Genomic DNA, 17,681 nt, shown 5'->3' with positions numbered 1-17,681 from the left:
ATCGCATGCTGTTCATGCTTCGAGACGCGTGCTTCGCACACTCCTCAGCACGAACGGCAATAATACATCTTCTTGTTTAATAAAAATTTTTTATTAAATGGATCATTCTTTATCATACAAAGTATTGGCTGCAGTCTGGCTTTTTGACCGCCTTCTGGTTGCAAGCTTAGCCCCGCGCAACGAGTAAGGACGGCTCGATTCCTTCTAAGTCTCTTCCAACAGTATTGTTTTTCTGCCTATTATGCAATAAATTCAGCAACTATCTGTGTTACTTTAAGGAGCAGTAAATGCCTATTCCAAAGATGTCGGATTTTGATCTGAAAGGAAAGCGGGTCTTAATTCGAGAAGATTTTAACGTTCCTCTCAAGAATGGTGAAATCACAAGCGATCTTCGTATTCGCGCTGCGATTCCTACTATTAAACAAGCACTCAAAGCAGGCGGCCAGGTCATCCTGATGTCGCATCTTGGCCGGCCGACAGAGGGTGTTTATGAAGAAAATTTCTCGCTTGCTCCTATTGCGAGGCAGTTGTCCAAGCTATTGAAAATGGAAGTCCCGTTGATCCAGCACTGGATAGACGGTTTCGATATGGGTGACGCTTCGGTTGTGTTACTTGAAAACGTGCGATTTAATCATGGTGAGACGGATAATAATGTAGAACTGGCAAAAAAAATGGCGTCTTTGTGCGACATTTTTGTGATGGATGCGTTTGCCACCTCCCACCGTATTGAATCTTCCACCCATGGCATTATCAAATATGCCAAAGAAGCCTGCCTGGGTCCGTTGTTTTTCTCAGAACTTGAAGCGCTTAGCAAAATTTTGGAAAAGCCCGCGCATCCTGTGGTTGCTATTGTGGGCGGTTCTAAAGTATCCACCAAACTGGCGCTGCTGGACTTTCTGGTCAAAAAAGTCGATTCGCTTATTATTGGCGGCGGCATTGCCAATACGTTTTTGGCTGCTGAAGGCTACACGGTGGGCAAATCACTCTACGAGCCTGACTTGATTGACGAAGCAGAACGCCTCACACTGGAAGCAAAGGAACGTGGCGCAGAAATCCCCGTACCTATCGATGTCGTGGTGGCCGAAAGGTTTGCGGAAGGAACCGAAAGCTATGTGCGTCTGGTTTCGCAAATTGACGATAATGAGAAAATTTTCGATATCGGACCGGATACGATCAAAAACTTCGTCAGTATCATCAAAAAAGCCAAAACCATCCTGTGGAATGGCCCTATTGGTGCCTTTGAGATTGAGGAGTTTTCCAAGGGCACACAGGCTATCGCCAAAGCCATCGCTGAAAGTAAAGCATTTAAAGTGGCAGGCGGTGGTGATACACTGGCGGCAATTGAAAAATATCGTATCGCATCAAAAATAGATTACATCTCCACGGGCGGCGGTGCATTTCTTGCCTTTCTTGAAGGAAAAAAATTGCCTGTTATTGAAGCGCTGGAGTTACGTAACACTAAAAATGAAAAGGTCGCATGAACCATCTTCGTCGTACTAAAATCGTTGTAACATTGGGGCCGTCTTTGGACGACCCCATGATCTTGGAGCGTGTCATTCTTTCTGGTGCTGTCATATTTCGCGCCAATTTCTCGCACGGTGATATCAGCTTGCATGAGGCAAGGATTAACAGTGTGCGCGACATTGCTGCACGCCATGAGCGAACCGTGGCTATTCTGGTAGATTTGCAGGGCCCTAAAATTCGCATTGGCCGTTTCAAGCATAAGAAGGTAACGCTGCAAGAGGGACAGGATTTTACCCTCGATACCCGGATGGACGAAAACGCTGGAGATGAGCAAGCTGTTTACCTGGGTTATGAAAATTTACCGCGTGATGTCCGTTCTGGCGATACCTTACTGCTGGATGATGGCCGACTTGTCTTCAAAGTAATAAAAACCGAACCCACTCAAGTTCATTGCCAAGTCATTGTTGGCGGTGAATTATCGAATAATAAAGGCATCAACCGTTTAGGTGGCGGACTTTCAGCCGCTGCCCTGACTGAAAAAGATCGTATTGATATCAAAGAAGCGATTCGTCTTCAGGCAGACTATATCGCCGTGTCTTTTCCACGTAACGCGGATGATATTAAAGAAGCTCGTATTTTATTAAAAGCAGCGGGTGGCAATCCCGGCATCATTGCAAAAATTGAACGCTCTGAAGCCATCGCCAACATTGAAGATATTGTCCAGACCGCAGACGCAGTCATGATCGCCCGCGGTGACTTGGGCGTTGAGATTGGTGATGCTGAGCTCCCGGCCGTACAGAAGAAAATTATCAAGATAGCGCGTATTTTCAATAAACCCGTTATTACGGCTACACAAATGCTGGAATCCATGATTACCAGCACTATTCCTACACGTGCCGAAGTCTCTGACGTCGCTAACGCCGTACTGGATGGTACCGATGCTGTCATGCTCTCCGGCGAAACCGCAGTGGGTCACTACCCGGACAAAGCCGTTGCCGCCATGGACCGCATCTGTTTAAGCGCAGAAAAGCACCGTAATTTTAAACTCACGCGGCAAGCGAAAGACAAGCAATTCAGACACGTGGATGAAGCGATTGCAATGGCCACCATGTACACGGCCAATCATCTGGATATTAAAGCCATTATCGCGCTTACCGAATCAGGCACGACAGCTTTGTTGATGTCACGCGTTAACTCAACTATTCCTGTTTATGGATTAAGCCGGCATGATGCTACATTGCGGCGAATGACACTTTACCGTGGCGTCTACCCTATCCCCTTTGACGCAACACATATTGATCGACGTGTTCTCAACCAGGCGGCCACACAGGAACTGCAAAAACGCGGCATTCTCAAAAATGGCGACCTGGTCATCATTACCAAAGGTGATTTGATTGGCGTACATGGGCGCACCAATTCACTTAAAATCGTCACCGTTGGGGATTTACCGAATTATTCGGGTGTAACATTGTAACAAGCCGCTCGAGTATAAATGATCGAGGAGACCTGCTTTTGCGGGTCTTTTTCCCTTACCGTTGATACCTTTCTTCCCCGTCATTACAACCCTTCCATCACTATCATTGCTGTAAAGGCTACCTATTTCGCTGATGAAGCTGTCACTTGAACGAGCGTAGCGAAGCAATCCAGATTTTCTGGGCTTTGGCCATTTTTCAAAATGCTCGATAATGCTGTCACCCTGAGCGAAGCGAAGGATCTCCCGATGTACAAAAGGAGATCCTTCGCTTCGCTCAGGATGACAGCTTTGTGAACGCTTTTTCTTATTTTTTGCGGTTATATCGAAGGAGGCCTAGATTGCTTCGCTACGCTTGCAATGACAGGTGACAGCTTCATCAGCAAAATAGGTAACCTTGCCAAGCAAAAACTATTTATGTTCATATTGAAGCTGGTTCCTTTCTTTCGCGAGCAACTCAGCTGCTTCTTTTATAGCCGAGACAGGACAATTTAATTGCTCGGCAAAATAAGCGGTTAATTCTTCAACAAACTCTGCCCTCAATGATTCCCGTTCTTTTTTATCTTCCAGATTGCTCCATAACGAAAAAGAATAGCTGTCGTTTATCTCAACCAGTTTTTTAAGCGGCCCTTTTCCGCCAACTAAGTCCAGATACCAGCTTTCATCGGATGCATTGTAAATCGTCATAAAAGCATCCTTGACGCATTTTGTTTGAAGTGAATCCTTTTGCTCATCCTGAATATTTAAATAATAGGCGAGTTGATTAACCGCTTTTTTTAGCGAAGAATTTTGGTTACAGAGTGCATAATGGCCTAGCTTAATGAAGGAATGAAGATGAACGATCTCTTTTTTGGTTTGCGGGGACCAGATTAATTTTTTCAACTCCTCCTTAATATTTGACAGATCGATTTTATCATTTTCCTGCGTTGCTATTTCTGGTTGATTATAATTCAGCTTGTTCTCCAGCTGTTTTTGTTTCATATAAGAAATAACTTCTTCTGCCTTTTCAAGCTGCGGATTAAGAATATCTACTTGTAACCGTTTTTGCTTAAGATAAACCGCAATTTTTTGTATGTCTTGTTTTATATCCTGAATCCTGCCGCTCAACCCTAAGTTTTCGTCCCTGCCAAAAAAATATAAATAAATTAGGCAAACCATGGCGCTGCGCGACTTGCCAGCCTTGCAATGTACCAGCACCGATTTATTTGCTTGCACACAATCCCGCATCATTAGCACTGCCGTCATAATGTCGTCGCTGGAAGCTTCGGCAGTAAAATCCGGAATAGGAAGAACAACCTGTTTGACGTTTTCATCTTTCCAAACTTTTGGCGGATCTACTTTAATGCCTGATAATTGCCAGATTGGAACAACGCTCAATACCATGCCCAAAGGAGCGCCGTCCTTTTCGGCCGTCGCAATGATTTGCTTATAGTTACCAAAACCTGGCAGCATGCCCAAATAAAGATTCTTTGCGATTTTATCGCACTTATTAGCATATCCCATGGATGTGATGACTTCCGTCAGAATACGCGATCCTTCAGAGAAAATAGCTTCCAGGAGCGTAGGATCCTTTAATGTGTAATAAGGTAACAATGTATCCAACGTGGAATAGGTGGTTTGCAATCTCGGGTCCATATTATTCAATCCCAGTATCAAGATTAATGATTGTGTGGAGTAGCCAGCATAAGGATTTAGAATTGTATCATGCCTTGCATGAAGGAACTAACTTTGCGAAAATTTACCATGACCACAAATACTGGACAATCCTGCATTACCATATCGAGCAAATTTCAATATCGGGGCTGACACTGACACATGTAGCCGAACTTTTTATAATATTGTGCAGAGAAGGCGTTCCCGGACGTGTTTCATTTAACAATTTATTTGCTATCGTCGGTGTTAAGCCGGTGAGGCTGACGGTTGCGGGTTCATAATTGGTTGGAAAAACTAGTTGCGCAGGCGCGGTCGGCGTCACTGGAGCCGGTGTAGGCGTGGGTGTAGGTGTGGGTGTTGGGCGAAGGACTGTATAAATATCAATGCCGTCAAAAAATATTCTATTGGGGAACAGTGCATTGAGCACTGTCATTAATCGAATGGCATTGGCGCCTGACCGTCCATTGACGGTGCCAAACATGTTGCCTGTACTCAAATTAATGGTAAAATTTTTCAACGTGAAATTACCCAGCAACCGGTTAGCCACTACGCTTGCCGTGCCTGTTGCATCAAGCCCACCGTTATTAAATTGGGTAACACCTACTCCCCCACTTTGTAAATAGGATGAGACTCGGATAGTGGAATTACTCGTGAGGTTTTGAACATTCGTGACGCTCAATGTTCCTAGTCGTGAGGTGTTACCCCAATTCGCATTAATCGTAATGTCGCCTGTTGAACCTGCATCTAATGTGAGATTTTTTGCACCATTGACCGCATGATTAATCGTGATACCGTTCGCAGTCAACGTGGGTGAACCAGTGAGCAGAATCCCGCCATTTTCGGCGCTAAGCGCAAGGCTGCCGGCTCCCGTGAGATTCACATTGCCCAATGTCAGTGTATCATTCGCCCCGGCTGCGCCATTTGCATCGGCATCGAGATCCAGGTTGCCTATACTGGTCGTGATGTTCTTAGTGACGGATATCCCATCATCTGCGTTGACTGTTAATCGCTTGAAAGTGGATGGGCTTGTTTCAAAACTGATTGAACCATTTGTGCCTGCAGTCGCATTGAGCGTCACTGTTCCTGCAATATTTGTATTATTCGCAGCTGTAATGCCATTCACGATAATCTGGCCGTTACTCGGCGCGTTCAGTGTCAAGTCATTTGCCGTGATACGCTGCAATTCAGCGCCCGTGATAGTCATGGAGCCTGCCGTGTTTCCAAGACCAATGCTGCCGTCAGCAATATTTTGTCTAATGGTGACATCACCCGTGCCGCCATTCAATGCAGCAGTATTATTTAAATCAAGATCATTCGCGGTGATTGTCATATTACCGTTGCCTGTCGTCACCATTGTGCCATTACCTACGATCAGCTCGCCCGAAGTAACCGTAAATGTCAGTGTGCCGCCACCCGTGTTAAAAGTAGCTCCGTTACTGATAGTGACATCGCCCGTATTACTAAAAGTCGTTGAGCCGCCTACCTGGGATAATCCTTTTATAGTTAACGGGACAGAATTGTTTGTAAATGTTATATTGCCGCTACCTGTACTTGTGCCATTAAATGCGTTAATTTGGCTCGCATTATTCAGGATGATTCCTGCCGTAGAAGTAGTTGTAAGAGTATCGCCCACTATAACCGCTCCGCTATCCGTAATAGATCCATCGGCAATAATTGTCGCATTACTCAGCGTGCGTAATCCTGAAATGTTTATAACACCTGAATCGGTATACTGGATGATACCCGCCGCATCAGCTGTATTGGTCGCGTCTCGTGTTTGCAAGTTAACGCTGCTAAATAAATTATTTGCATTGGTCAGAATAATATCTGCACCCGTATTATTTTCCGTTCTTGCCGTCAAGGATGAGCCAGTCATTAATCCGCTTTGCGTAATATCTCCACCCGTCACCAGCGTCACTGATCCCAATGTGCGAATAAGCGCCGCATCCACGTTACTATTATCGAAATAGGTGATGGTACCATTCGCATCGGCGGTATCTGCGGCATTTCGCACCTGTAAATTAATTTGATCGACGACATGACCTACGCTGTTCAGGTTAATATTTGTTCCAGAATCGTTAATGGTTTTTGCAGTTAATAATGTTGCCGTAACAGCACCTAGTGCGGAATCAGAAATAGCGCCTGTGCTTGTCAATGTCACATTCCCCGTGCCGGCATCGACAGTATTGTTGATTGCCAATGATCCTGCATTCATTACATTAAAATTACCGCCGCCTGTTGCCACTGCGCCACTAATGGTAATATTACCGTCATTTTCGATTAATACATTACCACCACCTGCTTGAGAAATACCGCTGATCGTCAGCGAATTGGGCGTGGTCACGTTAAGTTGAATATTGCCAGAACCACTGTTTGCAGCATTGAAATTCGTTACAGCGTGGCCTGCGTCTAAAATTGTTCCCCCAACAGAAGAAGTAGTTAACACCTTCCCTGAAATGCTACCGCCATCTGAAATCACACCACCTGCTGTCAGATTAATATCATTCGTCGTTGCAAGATTGGCGATATCAAAACCACTGGCATCCACAAAGGTAAGAATTCCGGAATCATTTGCAGTATCTGCTGAATTACGAGAGCGCAAATCAATCGTACTCACTTCATTGGCGGCATTATCCAAAGTAATAGCAGCACCAGCATTGTTAAGCGTTTTTGCAGTTAAAGCTGGCGTCGTAATCGCTCCGCTCTGCGTTAGTGCACCATCTGAAATTAATGTCAGGCTGGTCGTTAAATTAGATGCAGCCATTACCAGTGCAGTAGTATCACGTATTGTGGCATCATTGCCATCCGTGATAGCCACTGCACTGAAGTCATTGGCTGCATTATCCAACACAATATTATTCGCTGCGCCTGCAGCTAAAGTAGTGAGTCCTGTGACATCCAATGCGCCGCTTTGCGTCAGTGCACCGTTCGTTGTCACATCCAGCGTTCCACTGATTGTTGACATTCCTAGTATCAGCGCATTGGCATCCCTTAACATTACGTTATTTCCGCTTGTAATAGCAGTCGTGCCAAAATTATTTCCTATGTTATCCAATGTAATATTATTTCCTGTTCCAGCAACCAGCGTCGTAGTACCCGGCACAATGAGCGCTCCGCTTTGCGTCATTGCGCCGCCAGAAGTTGCCATCAAGTTTCCTGTTAGCGTCATAGCAGGAAAAGCAATGGCAGCATTATTAAATGTGAGTGTTAAATCGCGTAAACCTCCCGGTATACTCGGCACAGCAGCGGCTGCATTGGTATTCCGCAAGGCTAGATCGCGTATATTTCCATTACTGGTAAAAACAGGTGTTGTACTAAAATTGTTGGCGGCCGTATCCAGTAAAATATCGCTACTTGCAGCCGTAACTGTAAACGTGGGTGTGCCCGTTATGGTTAACGCGCCGTTTTGACTAATGGATCCACCCGCGGTGACGTCCAATGTCCCCGAAATGGTAGAAGTATTTAAAACAAGGTTGTTTGTATCAGTCAGTGCAATATTATTACCGACGGTGATGCCAACGCTTGAGAAATCATTTCCTGCATTCGTAAGGGTAACATCATTTGGCCCATCTGCCCTAAAAGTAGCTGCTCCTGCCGCTGTGACGATACCACTTTGTGTCAGCGCGCCGGCTGATTGTGTCGTCAATGTGCCGCTTACATTGATGGCGCCTAATATCAACGCATTTGCATCACGGAAATTTACATTATTGCCGCTCGTCACAGCCACTGTATTAAAATCATTTGAGGATGTGTTTACAATAACATCATTACCTGCACCTACTGCAAAGGTAGCCGTACCGCCTACTATCAACGTCCCACTGTCATTGATATCCCCTCCAGCAGTTAAGGTCACATCATTTGTTGTACGCAACCCTGTTATATTGAACCCGTTTGCATCCTGATATTGGATTGGACCCGCTGCATCAGCATTATCTGCAGCGTTGCGAGATTGCAGGTTAATATTTGCAAAATCGTTTACGCTATTGGCAAGCGTAATGCTGGCTCCTGCATCATTATGTGTTTCAGCCGTTAATGTCGTTCCAGATAACGCACCCGATTGGCTGATTGCATTCGCAGCAGTTACAGTTAGTGTGCCGGTCAAGCTAGCAGACGGAAGCGTCAAGCCCGCATTGTCAAACGTCAGTGTAAGATTGCGTAAACCCGCAGGCAAGATGGGAACGACGGCACCCACATTAACATTACGCAAACCTAGATCACGAATATTGCCATTATCTGTGAAAATAGGTGTTGTATTGAAATCATTTGCGCGGCTAGCTAATAAAATATCGGAATCTGCTGCGGTCACCGTAAAAGTTGGTGTACCTGATACAGTTAAGATGCCGCTCTCGCTAATGGATCCGCCCGCCGTTACATCCAACGTGCCTGTGATCGTGGAGGCGCCCAATATAATTGTGTTTGCATCTTTCAATTTAACATTACTTCCATTTGTTGTTGTCACTGTATTGAAATCATTTGTAAAAGTATCCAACGTAATATTGTTTGCACCTGCATTAAGCGTTGTTGTTCCGCCGACAGAAAGCAATCCACTCTGGGTTATATTGCCGCTTGTTGTTAGACTCAGTGTTCCGCCTATAGTAGATGCGCCCATATTTAATGCATTCGCATCAACCAACGTTGTGTTGTTGCTGCTTGTAACGATGACTGTATTAAAATCATTGGTTGCCGTATTCAGCGTAATATTGCTTGAACCCGCGTCAAAGGTTGCTGTGCCACCAATAATTGCGCCTGCGGTTGTGCTATCCGTAATAGCTCCGCCTGCCATAATAGTTGCATCCGATGTGGTATGCAGGGCAGTGATATTAAATCCGGTCGCATCAGTATATTGAATAATGCCTGCCGCATCCGCCATATCAGCTGCATCGCGGGATTGCAGATTGATCGTAGCAAACTCATTGCTACCATTAGCCAGTGTAATCGCCGTGCCAGCATTATTGAGCGTTTTTGCTGTCAGTGTTGTACCGCTTAGGGCGCCTGTTTGGGTAATTGCACCGCTTGCTGAAGCCGTCAATGTACCTGTCAGCGTCACGCCCGGCAACGTCATGGCGGTATTATCGAACGTCAGCGCAAGGTTACGCATACCCGTTGGCAGAACAGGAACAGCCGCGCTTGCAGAAATATTTCGCAGACCCAGATCGCGAATATTGCTATTGCTCGTAAACACAGGCGTCGTGGCAAAATCATTGGCTTGCGTGCTAAGTAAAATATCCGAACTGGCTGCGGCGACAGTAAAAGTTGGCGTACCCGCAACCGTTATGGCGCCTGATTGCGTAATGGATCCGCCTGCGATCAAATCCAGTGTACTGCCTGTGTTAATACCTGAAATCGCAATACCATCTGTATCTCTATAGCTGATCGCACCCGCCGCATTGGCTGTGTCAGCCGCATTGCGCGCCTGCAAATTGATGGTGGTCGCTTTATTATTCGTATCGGTAAATGTGATCGCAGCACCTGCGTCATTCAATGTCTTTAGTGTCAGCGTTGTTATATTAACCGGGTTAGTACCTTGCAAGATGGCTGTATTGGAAATAATTTGCGCCACACCGTTCGCCACATCGGAAGCATTGACTGCCTGCAGTGTATCGACTGTTAACGACGACGCTCCTGTATTGGTAATAAAAATGCCGCCGCTGTCTGTGGTGGCATTTAACGTTCCTGCTTTGATTTGAATGGGAAGCGCTACTGTACCAATATTTCTACCGCTGCTTTTTGGCGTCGTCAGTGAAACCGTACCTGTTCCCACATCAACCGTACCTGTTCCGCCATATGAAATATCACCACCTGTCGTATTATCACCGATATTGGTCGCTACGATCACCGTACCACCGCTCCCGGTTGTAATGTCGCGAAGCGTTGCCGCACCGGAACCGCCCACAGCCGTATTGATGTTGACACTCACTGCGCTGGCAGATGTATCGGTAGTCGTAATGGAACTGCCCTCGTTCATTACGAAACCATTTGTACCTGAACCATCCTGATTTACATTAATGGTAACGTTGCCCGCGCCGGTATTCAGTATGCCCGCAGTCACATTACCTGCGTTGCCCATGTTAAACGCATTTTGCGTTGTAGAAAGAAAAGATCCTCCATTGGTGGCAATGGTCGCGTCTGCCGTGTTCCCAATCGTCACACTGCTACCCGTGAAGACGACGTTCAAACTGCCGCTTGTTGCTGAGATATCGTTGTTTACAATAATAGATCCGGCTGCATCTAATGTCAGCGTCGGTGTCAGCAGGGAAACAAGGGATTTAGTAATCGCCTCGCTAACGGTGATATTCCCTGCCTGCGTACCATCCGTGCCCGTATTAATCGTAATACTGACACCTATATCAAGTGCAGCGTTAATAGTGGCAGCCGCTACTGTTGCGTTATTAGCAATTGGTGTAAAGATATCAGGGTCGCCGCCGGCAAAAGCACCACCTGCGGTTAATATACTAATAGTGACATTCCGCGGGTCAAGCAACCAGTTACCACCTGTCCCCATAGGCGCGCTGGCATCGACCTTACCGCCCACTTCTAGCAGTTCTTTTCCGGACGTTTCAACAAAGCCACCGTCACCATCTTGTACACCACCGCGCGCACTAATTACGCCATAAAAACGTGTATCGTTATCTGCCCACAAGATGACCTTGCCCCCTTTTCCCTTGGTCAAGGCATCTGCCTGAATTTTTGTGTTACTGCCAACAAAAGTACGTTCGGCATTTTGAAGAGATGGATTCTTGCCCTGATAATCACCGCCAATCAGTATGACACCCCCACCTTTATCGCCTGACGCATCTATCTCTGCTTCATTGACTACCGCAATCAGTTTGCCTGTCACTTTGACGGTGCCGCCTTTTTCACCGGCCTGCTTGCCCGATGCAATCATCTTGCCTAACACAACGACCTTGCCTTCATCGCCGCCCGTCAAAATAATTTCACCATTCTTCATGCCTACCGATTTGGCTTCTACAATACCCGCCATATTAATGGCATTATCCAATACCTGTCCGGCGGTGCGCGATGTCATCGCAACTTTACCGCCGTTTGCAACAATGGTCCCCGTATTTTTCACCGCATCCTTGAGCGAGTTCCCATTCTGATCCTGTGCGGCTTGAAACGTATCAGCATCAACGGTGAAGCTAATTAAGTTATTACCGCTGAAATTCAGTGTGTATTCACTGCCGCTTGCCAAAACAACCGTACCCAATTTTGCTTCGATGTAACCATTATTCACCACTCCCGAACCGACCAGCGCAACCAGGCCGGCTTCCGCTGTTTTAATGATGCCATCATTAATCACCGCGCCATGCCATTCCGGCGATTGTATAAAGCGGTAATGTCCGGACATAAAATCGTGATCGCTAATGTTGGCAGTCGTGGCAAGGAGCCCGCCTACGTTCACGTAGGCGGAGGGACCAAACCAGATACCAGCCGGGTTCACAAGCCAGACCTGACCATTCGCAGTCAGCGAGCCAAAGATACTGGAAGGACCATTCTGCGGGTTAATGCGGTTGAGCGCGATAGAGGAACTGTTCGGCTGCTGGTAATGAACTTTTTCATGCGACGCGATATTATAACTTTGCCAGTTAATAATGGCTTTCTGGCTGGACTGATTGACTTGTATGGTATGGGGAGCAGGAGAAGAGATAGTGGCATTGCCTGCTGCGATGACACCACCCTGAGGGTTTGAAAAAACGGGTTCAGCTGGGATCGCAAAAAAAAGCAGACTGCCCAATAAACTGCCCTGGGCGGTTTGTAAGAATATCTTTTTTAATGATATTCTCCACGAAACTCGCGTTTCTGGTAAGAGCTCCACTATCCGTCCCTCATATTAGCGTAATCTTTTTATTAAATTATTCTTTTTTTGTAGTTTTTTTGATCATCTAATAAACAGGACAAATAATGTCCTATATGATAACTATAGGTCATAAACTAGACAATTGCGATTTAAGAAAAAGATTTAATTGGTTTTTTCGAGAGAAAGGTTTTTGGACGGACTAGGCAACAAAAGCATCTCCTCCGTCCAATAACTTTTAAATTTCATCTACTTGCGTAAAAAGAAAAGCTTCAACTCCATCACCCAGCGTGATCATGCGTACTAGCTGCATCAGACTAAATGATGATCAATTTTTGACCTTACTTCAACTATAGTTCAAATTTAGTCCTTTTTTGGCATAAGAAAACATTTATTTAAGAATGGAGAATTTATTATGATAGGATTAGTTACAGATCAACGTCTTATACAGGGAGTCCAGGGATGGCGACCAAGTTGCAGATCATTTTTTATAGCATGTATGGTCACATTTACCGCATGACCGAAGCCATAGCGGAAGGTGTGCGGGAAGTGAAAGACGTAGAAGCTGACATCTATCGCGTGCCCGAGCTGGTTCCGGATGAAATTCTGGAAAAAAGCGGAGCCAAAGAGGCGCAAAAAGCGTACTCCCATATCCCCATCATTCAAGTAGATCAAATGACACAGGCAGATGCTTATATCTTTGGCACACCCACCCGCTTCGGCAATATGTGTTCACAAATGCGAAACTTTCTCGACCAATTAGGCGGTCTCTGGATGAAGAACAGCTTTGTGGGCAAAGTAGGCAGCGTCTATACCAGCACCGGTTCCCAGCACGGCGGCCAGGAAACGACAATCACCAGCTTTCACACAACGTTGCTGCATTTAGGTATGGTGATTGTTGGATTGCCGTATTCCGAAAGACGGCAGATGACCATGGAGGAAATTTCTGGCGGCACGCCATATGGTGCTTCAACCATTGCCGGCGAAGGGAAAAGAATGCCTTCTGAAAATGAATTGGCCATGGCGCGCTATCAGGGCAAGCATGTCGCGGAAATAGCGAAGGCTTTAAAACAGGGGAGGAGTAAATAGCCATGGCAAAATGGTATCTGGCTTTCTTATTCATTTTACTGTTGCCATTTACATGCTATGCAGAAGGAAAACAAGCTCCCCTCACGCGCACCAAACCCCTGCCAGGCACGGTCGCTCTAACCTTTGACGACGGTCCCAATCCCATTTACACACCACAAATTCTCGCCATTCTGAAAAAATACAATATTAAAGCCACTTTTTTTGTGGTGGGCGCCAATGCAAAACTGTACCCCGATATGGTCAAAGCCATTTACGAACAAGGCCATGTGGTGGCAAGTCATTCCATGACACATCCCAAATTGACTAAATTATCAAACCACACGCTACAATATGAAGTCGCCACACCGAATGTTATCGTTGAAAAAATTATCGGTAAAAAGCCTTTGTGCCTGCGCTATCCATTTGGTATGTCTAACGAACACGTAAGAGAAGTGATTCGCGCAAATGGCATGATGCCTGTTTCCATGGGTTTTAACTCATTTGATTATGAACGCCCGGGCACACAAAAAATCATTGACTGGATTTCAAAAAATATTTATCCACAACAGGTTTTTCTTTTCCACGATGGTTATGACAAACGCGAACAAACGGTCGCGGCCTTGCCCGCCATCATTGAAGCCATCAAGAAAAAAGGCCTAGGATTTAGCACCATTTGCGGGTAAAAAAACCTTTTATAACATTAAGATGGTGTTTCAACAGCATGAATGCCTGAATACGTCTTTATCTTTCTTAATATTCTATTAATTTGATTCATCTATAGTTGTTTTTTTAATTTTATTGATGAAAAATCCTATGCTTTCTCATTCTTCAGAAACCAATATCAAACAAGTGGATGCGGACATTTTTAAAAATTTTTTGCCGTTTCCAATCGAAATCACTTTTCAGATTCTTTCCTTTTTGAAGCCTGAAGAATTGCTGAAACTTTGCACCGTATCGAAAAGTGTCAATATACTGGCGAGCGATAATTTCTTATGGAAACCGTTTCTACGGCCTGAGCATGAAGTCGCTGAATTTACCCTGTCAATCAAACAAACACTTAAAAAAGACCGGATCCTGGGTCGCAGTGAGTATTTACTTTTTTCATTTTTCCCCAAGAAAAATAAAACTAAGATTTCATCTGACGATGAAACATTCGATGAATCATTGGCTCTCTTCTTTCCACAGAAAAACGGCGCTTGATATTAGGATGTGTTGTCAAAAATTGCCCTCTCTGGTTAAGATTTAGTTAAGCTCACTCAGGTATATTTTTGACATTGCCTACTTTTATTTGTATCTTATACCCATAACTTTGGAAGTGTTTATGCAAATCAGTATCCTTTTCAACACATTACATTGCTGGCGGTGGCGACGCTAACCGTTTTACCTGCCTCTCCGGGGGCGGGATGGTCGTTACCGTGTTATGTTGGCGTGTAAATGTGTTGGAGGATGTCTCCCTTGTTTCATCAGAACCTGAATCAAAACAAACTGTGTCATCACTACTTTCTTGGCATTGCTAGGGCAGTCTCTCGCTGGCGCCGCCCGGCGCATCATTCTGTTTTTTAATTTTTTATTTTTTACCCAGACATAACTTTAAAACTGATTGACGAGAGAAACTGCCATGAAAATATTGACCCGAACGATAGAACTATTGCTGCTATCAGCTATGCTAGCCTGCTTATTGATCAGCCTAGCTGGATGCGGCTCCTCTTCTCATGAAAAGAAAGTGGGTATTGTTGTCCCGCTTGAAAATAAAGCACTGGATGAAATTGTCGCCGGTTTCACAGAAACGCTACGCAAAACATCCTCTGTGCCCGTTAAATTTAAAATAGCTAATGCACAAGGCGACATGAACGTGCAACGCGCTATCATTCAGCAAATGCGGGATGAAAAATATGACATTATCGCTCCCATTGGAACAGTAGCAACGCAAATGTCTGCTGCGCTAATTCAGCAACAACCCATTATCAGTCTTGCCGCGAATTTTTCACAGCAAGACAGACTGCAGCGCAAAACGTGCAACATCGCCGTTGTGCATGATGAAATATCGCCGCGACAAACAATCGCCTTCATTCATGAAGTTTATCCTCAATTAACACAGCTTACACTAGTGCATAGCGCTTCTGACAAAATCTTTCCGGAAGTAAAAGCCGCTGTCGAAGCCGGCAAAGAAATGGGAATAAACATCCAGCCTGTGATGGTGCCCACGCTGAATGAGCTCTACAGTGTTGCTAACGCGCTACCGCAAAACACGCAGGGCATATTGGTACTAAAAGATATTCTCATCGCAAGCGGCATCAGTACACTGGAAATCGCAGCACAGAAACATCACATCCCTCTCATCACGGCTGACCAGGGTTCCGTACAGGATGGCGCAGCTTTCGCACTGGGTGTACATGAGCGCGAAATTGGTGTGGAAGGCGCAAAACTCGCCGCCGCCGTTTTATCCGGCCAACCAGTCTGCAGCCTGCCTATTGTTGATATGAAGCGCCTGACAGTTTTCATGAATACTGCTGCGCTTGCAAAAGAAAATCAGTCCCCTGCTGCGATTCAGGCCGCCGCGAAAAAACTAAATTATAAGATTGAAATGGAATAATGATGATCCGGTAACTGGAGATACACGCATGCTCGATTTATTAAATGTCATCATCACCCAATCCATTCCGTTTATGCTGCTCGCATTCGGCATCAGCATTAGCTACAACGTGCTGCGTGCAACCGATATGACGATTGACGGCAGTTTTGTACTGGGTGCAGCCATCTTTGCCCGCCTGGTAACGCTGGGTTTTTCACCGCCTGTCGCCGCAACCGCCGCTCTCCTGGGCGGCGCGCTGGCGGGCATGATGGTGGCCACCATCCAGCGAGGAGGTCGCGTAGATCCGCTTCTTGCTGGTGTGCTGGCAACGTTTATCCTGAGCAGCTTAAACCTGATCCTCATGGGCAAACCCAACATCAATCTACTGTCACAAACCACATTGGTTTCGTTTGCCTTTGCGCAAAGCAATACCATGGGATGGATAGTGACAGGTCTCTATACAGTTATTCTTTGCGCTATCGCCTATAGCCTGATGCGATCTCATTTCGGTCTTAGCTTGCGTGCGTTTGGTAATAACCCCGCGCTGTTAAAAAGGCTGGGAAAAAATATAGAAAGGTATCGCCTGCTTGGCTTTGCACTGACGAACCTGCTCGCCGCTGCGGCAGGTTGCCTGACAGCGCAAACTGTAGGTTATGCCGATATAGGCATGGGGTTAGGAATGACCTTAACAGGTATTGGTGCCATCATATTGGGACAACAGATTTTGCGCAGCGTGACCAAACAACCTCATTTTAGATCAGGCGCTGAATTTATAGCTTGTTTAATAGGCGTAATTTTGTATTTCTTTTCACTCAATGCACTCCTGCGACTTGATATCGATCCCATCTATCTCAAAATGATTTTAGGTATTGTCCTGATCTTCTTTTTACGTGCAGCCGTCAAACCCACACTCTCAGGTAACGCATCATGACAATTTTAAATTTAAAAAATGTCACATTAAATTTTGCTGCAGCCGGCAGATCCATTCTTGACGGAATTAATTATGAGGTTAATCACGGTGATTTTATAATACTGTTGGGCAGTAACGGATCGGGTAAAAGCACATTACTGAAATTACTGCACCGCGATTATCAAGCCTCAAGTGGGCAGATTAATTTCATGGGCAAACCCATCATGCAATATCCAGCAAAAACATTCAGTCGCGATGTTGCCGTACTAACACAAAATTGTTCTGATTCACTATTTACTTCACTAACGATCTATGAAAATTATTTATTGATGAAGCAATTCTCAGGCTTGCTCAAAAAAAGCAATAAACTTGAACGTAATTTTTTAATTCAATACTTAGCTGACTATAACGCTAACCTGTCGCGCAAACTGGATGTCGTTATTGAGCAATTGTCAGGCGGCGAAAAACAGGCACTCGCCCTTGCCCTTTGCTTTCTGCAACCGCCCTCACTGTTATTGCTGGATGAGCATACCAGCGCGCTTGATCCTAAAACATCGGATCAAATCATGGCGCTGACGCAAAAAATGATTACGCAGCACCATATCACCTGCATCATGACGACACATGATCTCAATATTGCCATGCAATATGGCAACCGCATCTTGGTTCTTCGAGATGGAAAAATTTATAAGACATTGGACAAAACGGATTTTCTAAGAAAAGAAGATTTGGTAGCTAATTATTAAGC

At 45.3% G+C, this 17,681-nt stretch carries 10 protein-coding genes; 8 read left to right on the top strand and 2 right to left on the bottom strand.

Features of this window, described 5'->3' with window-relative positions:
- The first annotated feature begins 287 nt into the window (after nt 1–287).
- Both AQUSIP_RS00820 and pyk read left to right on the top strand, forming a co-directional pair.
- Entirely contained in the window at nt 288–1,481 is a 1,194-nt protein-coding gene (locus AQUSIP_RS00820; protein ID WP_114834276.1) for a phosphoglycerate kinase, read from the top strand.
- Nucleotides 1,478–2,938: a pyruvate kinase gene (gene pyk / locus AQUSIP_RS00815; protein WP_114834277.1), complete on the top strand. Its 1,461-nt coding sequence runs from the start codon at nt 1,478–1,480 to the stop codon at nt 2,936–2,938. Before AQUSIP_RS00820 ends, pyk begins: the two co-directional genes overlap by 4 nt.
- 408 nt (nt 2,939–3,346) lie before the next feature.
- Here pyk and AQUSIP_RS00810 read toward each other — a convergent pair whose 3' ends face one another.
- Together AQUSIP_RS00810 and AQUSIP_RS00805 are read right to left on the bottom strand one after the other, a co-directional pair.
- Nucleotides 3,347–4,570 (bottom strand): dual specificity protein phosphatase family protein, encoded by a 1,224-nt coding sequence (locus AQUSIP_RS00810; RefSeq protein WP_114834278.1) that lies wholly within the window; start codon nt 4,568–4,570, stop codon nt 3,347–3,349.
- Nucleotides 4,571–4,706: 136 nt separating this feature from the next.
- Nucleotides 4,707–12,404, bottom strand: coding sequence for a two-partner secretion domain-containing protein (locus AQUSIP_RS00805; protein WP_170131790.1), 7,698 nt, complete (start codon nt 12,402–12,404; stop codon nt 4,707–4,709).
- A gap of 441 nt (nt 12,405–12,845) precedes the next feature.
- Here AQUSIP_RS00805 and wrbA point away from each other — a divergent pair, with 441 nt between their 5' ends.
- The 6 genes from wrbA (at nt 12,846) to AQUSIP_RS00775 (ending at nt 17,679) form a co-directional block, all read left to right on the top strand.
- Nucleotides 12,846–13,472, top strand: a complete 627-nt coding sequence (gene wrbA, locus AQUSIP_RS00800) for an NAD(P)H:quinone oxidoreductase (protein ID WP_114834280.1) — start codon at nt 12,846–12,848, stop codon at nt 13,470–13,472.
- Nucleotides 13,473–13,474: 2 nt separating this feature from the next.
- A complete protein-coding gene (locus tag AQUSIP_RS00795) occupies nt 13,475–14,134 on the top strand; it encodes a polysaccharide deacetylase family protein (protein WP_114834281.1) in 660 nt (219 codons plus the stop codon).
- A 130-nt stretch (nt 14,135–14,264) separates the two neighbouring features.
- Nucleotides 14,265–14,651: an F-box-like domain-containing protein gene (locus AQUSIP_RS00790; protein ID WP_170131791.1), complete on the top strand. Its 387-nt coding sequence runs from the start codon at nt 14,265–14,267 to the stop codon at nt 14,649–14,651.
- A gap of 418 nt (nt 14,652–15,069) precedes the next feature.
- Nucleotides 15,070–16,044 carry an ABC transporter substrate-binding protein gene (locus tag AQUSIP_RS00785; protein WP_114834283.1) on the top strand — a complete coding sequence of 325 codons (975 nt, stop codon included), beginning with the start codon at nt 15,070–15,072 and terminating at the stop codon, nt 16,042–16,044.
- Between the two features lie 28 nt (nt 16,045–16,072).
- Nucleotides 16,073–16,954, top strand: a complete 882-nt coding sequence (locus tag AQUSIP_RS00780; RefSeq protein ID WP_114834284.1) for an ABC transporter permease subunit — start codon at nt 16,073–16,075, stop codon at nt 16,952–16,954.
- Entirely contained in the window at nt 16,951–17,679 is a 729-nt protein-coding gene (locus AQUSIP_RS00775) for an ATP-binding cassette domain-containing protein (protein ID WP_114834285.1), read from the top strand. Before AQUSIP_RS00780 ends, AQUSIP_RS00775 begins: the two co-directional genes overlap by 4 nt.
- Nucleotides 17,680–17,681: the final 2 nt, after the last annotated feature.

It is taken from the genome of Aquicella lusitana (assembly GCF_902459475.1).
Classification (GTDB): domain Bacteria; phylum Pseudomonadota; class Gammaproteobacteria; order DSM-16500; family DSM-16500; genus Aquicella; species Aquicella lusitana.
This window is presented reverse-complemented; position numbering and strand designations above follow the sequence as displayed.

Excerpts from the sequence above, each read along its gene's own strand:
- AQUSIP_RS00820 (WP_114834276.1), top strand. The coding sequence starts at position 288 with ATGCCTATTCCAAAGATGTCGGATTTTGATCTGAAAGGAAAGCGGGTC.
- pyk (WP_114834277.1), top strand. The coding sequence starts at position 1,478 with ATGAACCATCTTCGTCGTACTAAAATCGTTGTAACATTGGGGCCGTCT.
- AQUSIP_RS00810 (WP_114834278.1), bottom strand. The coding sequence starts at position 4,570 with ATGGACCCGAGATTGCAAACCACCTATTCCACGTTGGATACATTGTTA.
- wrbA (WP_114834280.1), top strand. The coding sequence starts at position 12,846 with ATGGCGACCAAGTTGCAGATCATTTTTTATAGCATGTATGGTCACATT.
- AQUSIP_RS00795 (WP_114834281.1), top strand. The coding sequence starts at position 13,475 with ATGGCAAAATGGTATCTGGCTTTCTTATTCATTTTACTGTTGCCATTT.
- AQUSIP_RS00790 (WP_170131791.1), top strand. The coding sequence starts at position 14,265 with ATGCTTTCTCATTCTTCAGAAACCAATATCAAACAAGTGGATGCGGAC.
- AQUSIP_RS00785 (WP_114834283.1), top strand. The coding sequence starts at position 15,070 with ATGAAAATATTGACCCGAACGATAGAACTATTGCTGCTATCAGCTATG.
- AQUSIP_RS00780 (WP_114834284.1), top strand. The coding sequence starts at position 16,073 with ATGCTCGATTTATTAAATGTCATCATCACCCAATCCATTCCGTTTATG.
- AQUSIP_RS00775 (WP_114834285.1), top strand. The coding sequence starts at position 16,951 with ATGACAATTTTAAATTTAAAAAATGTCACATTAAATTTTGCTGCAGCC.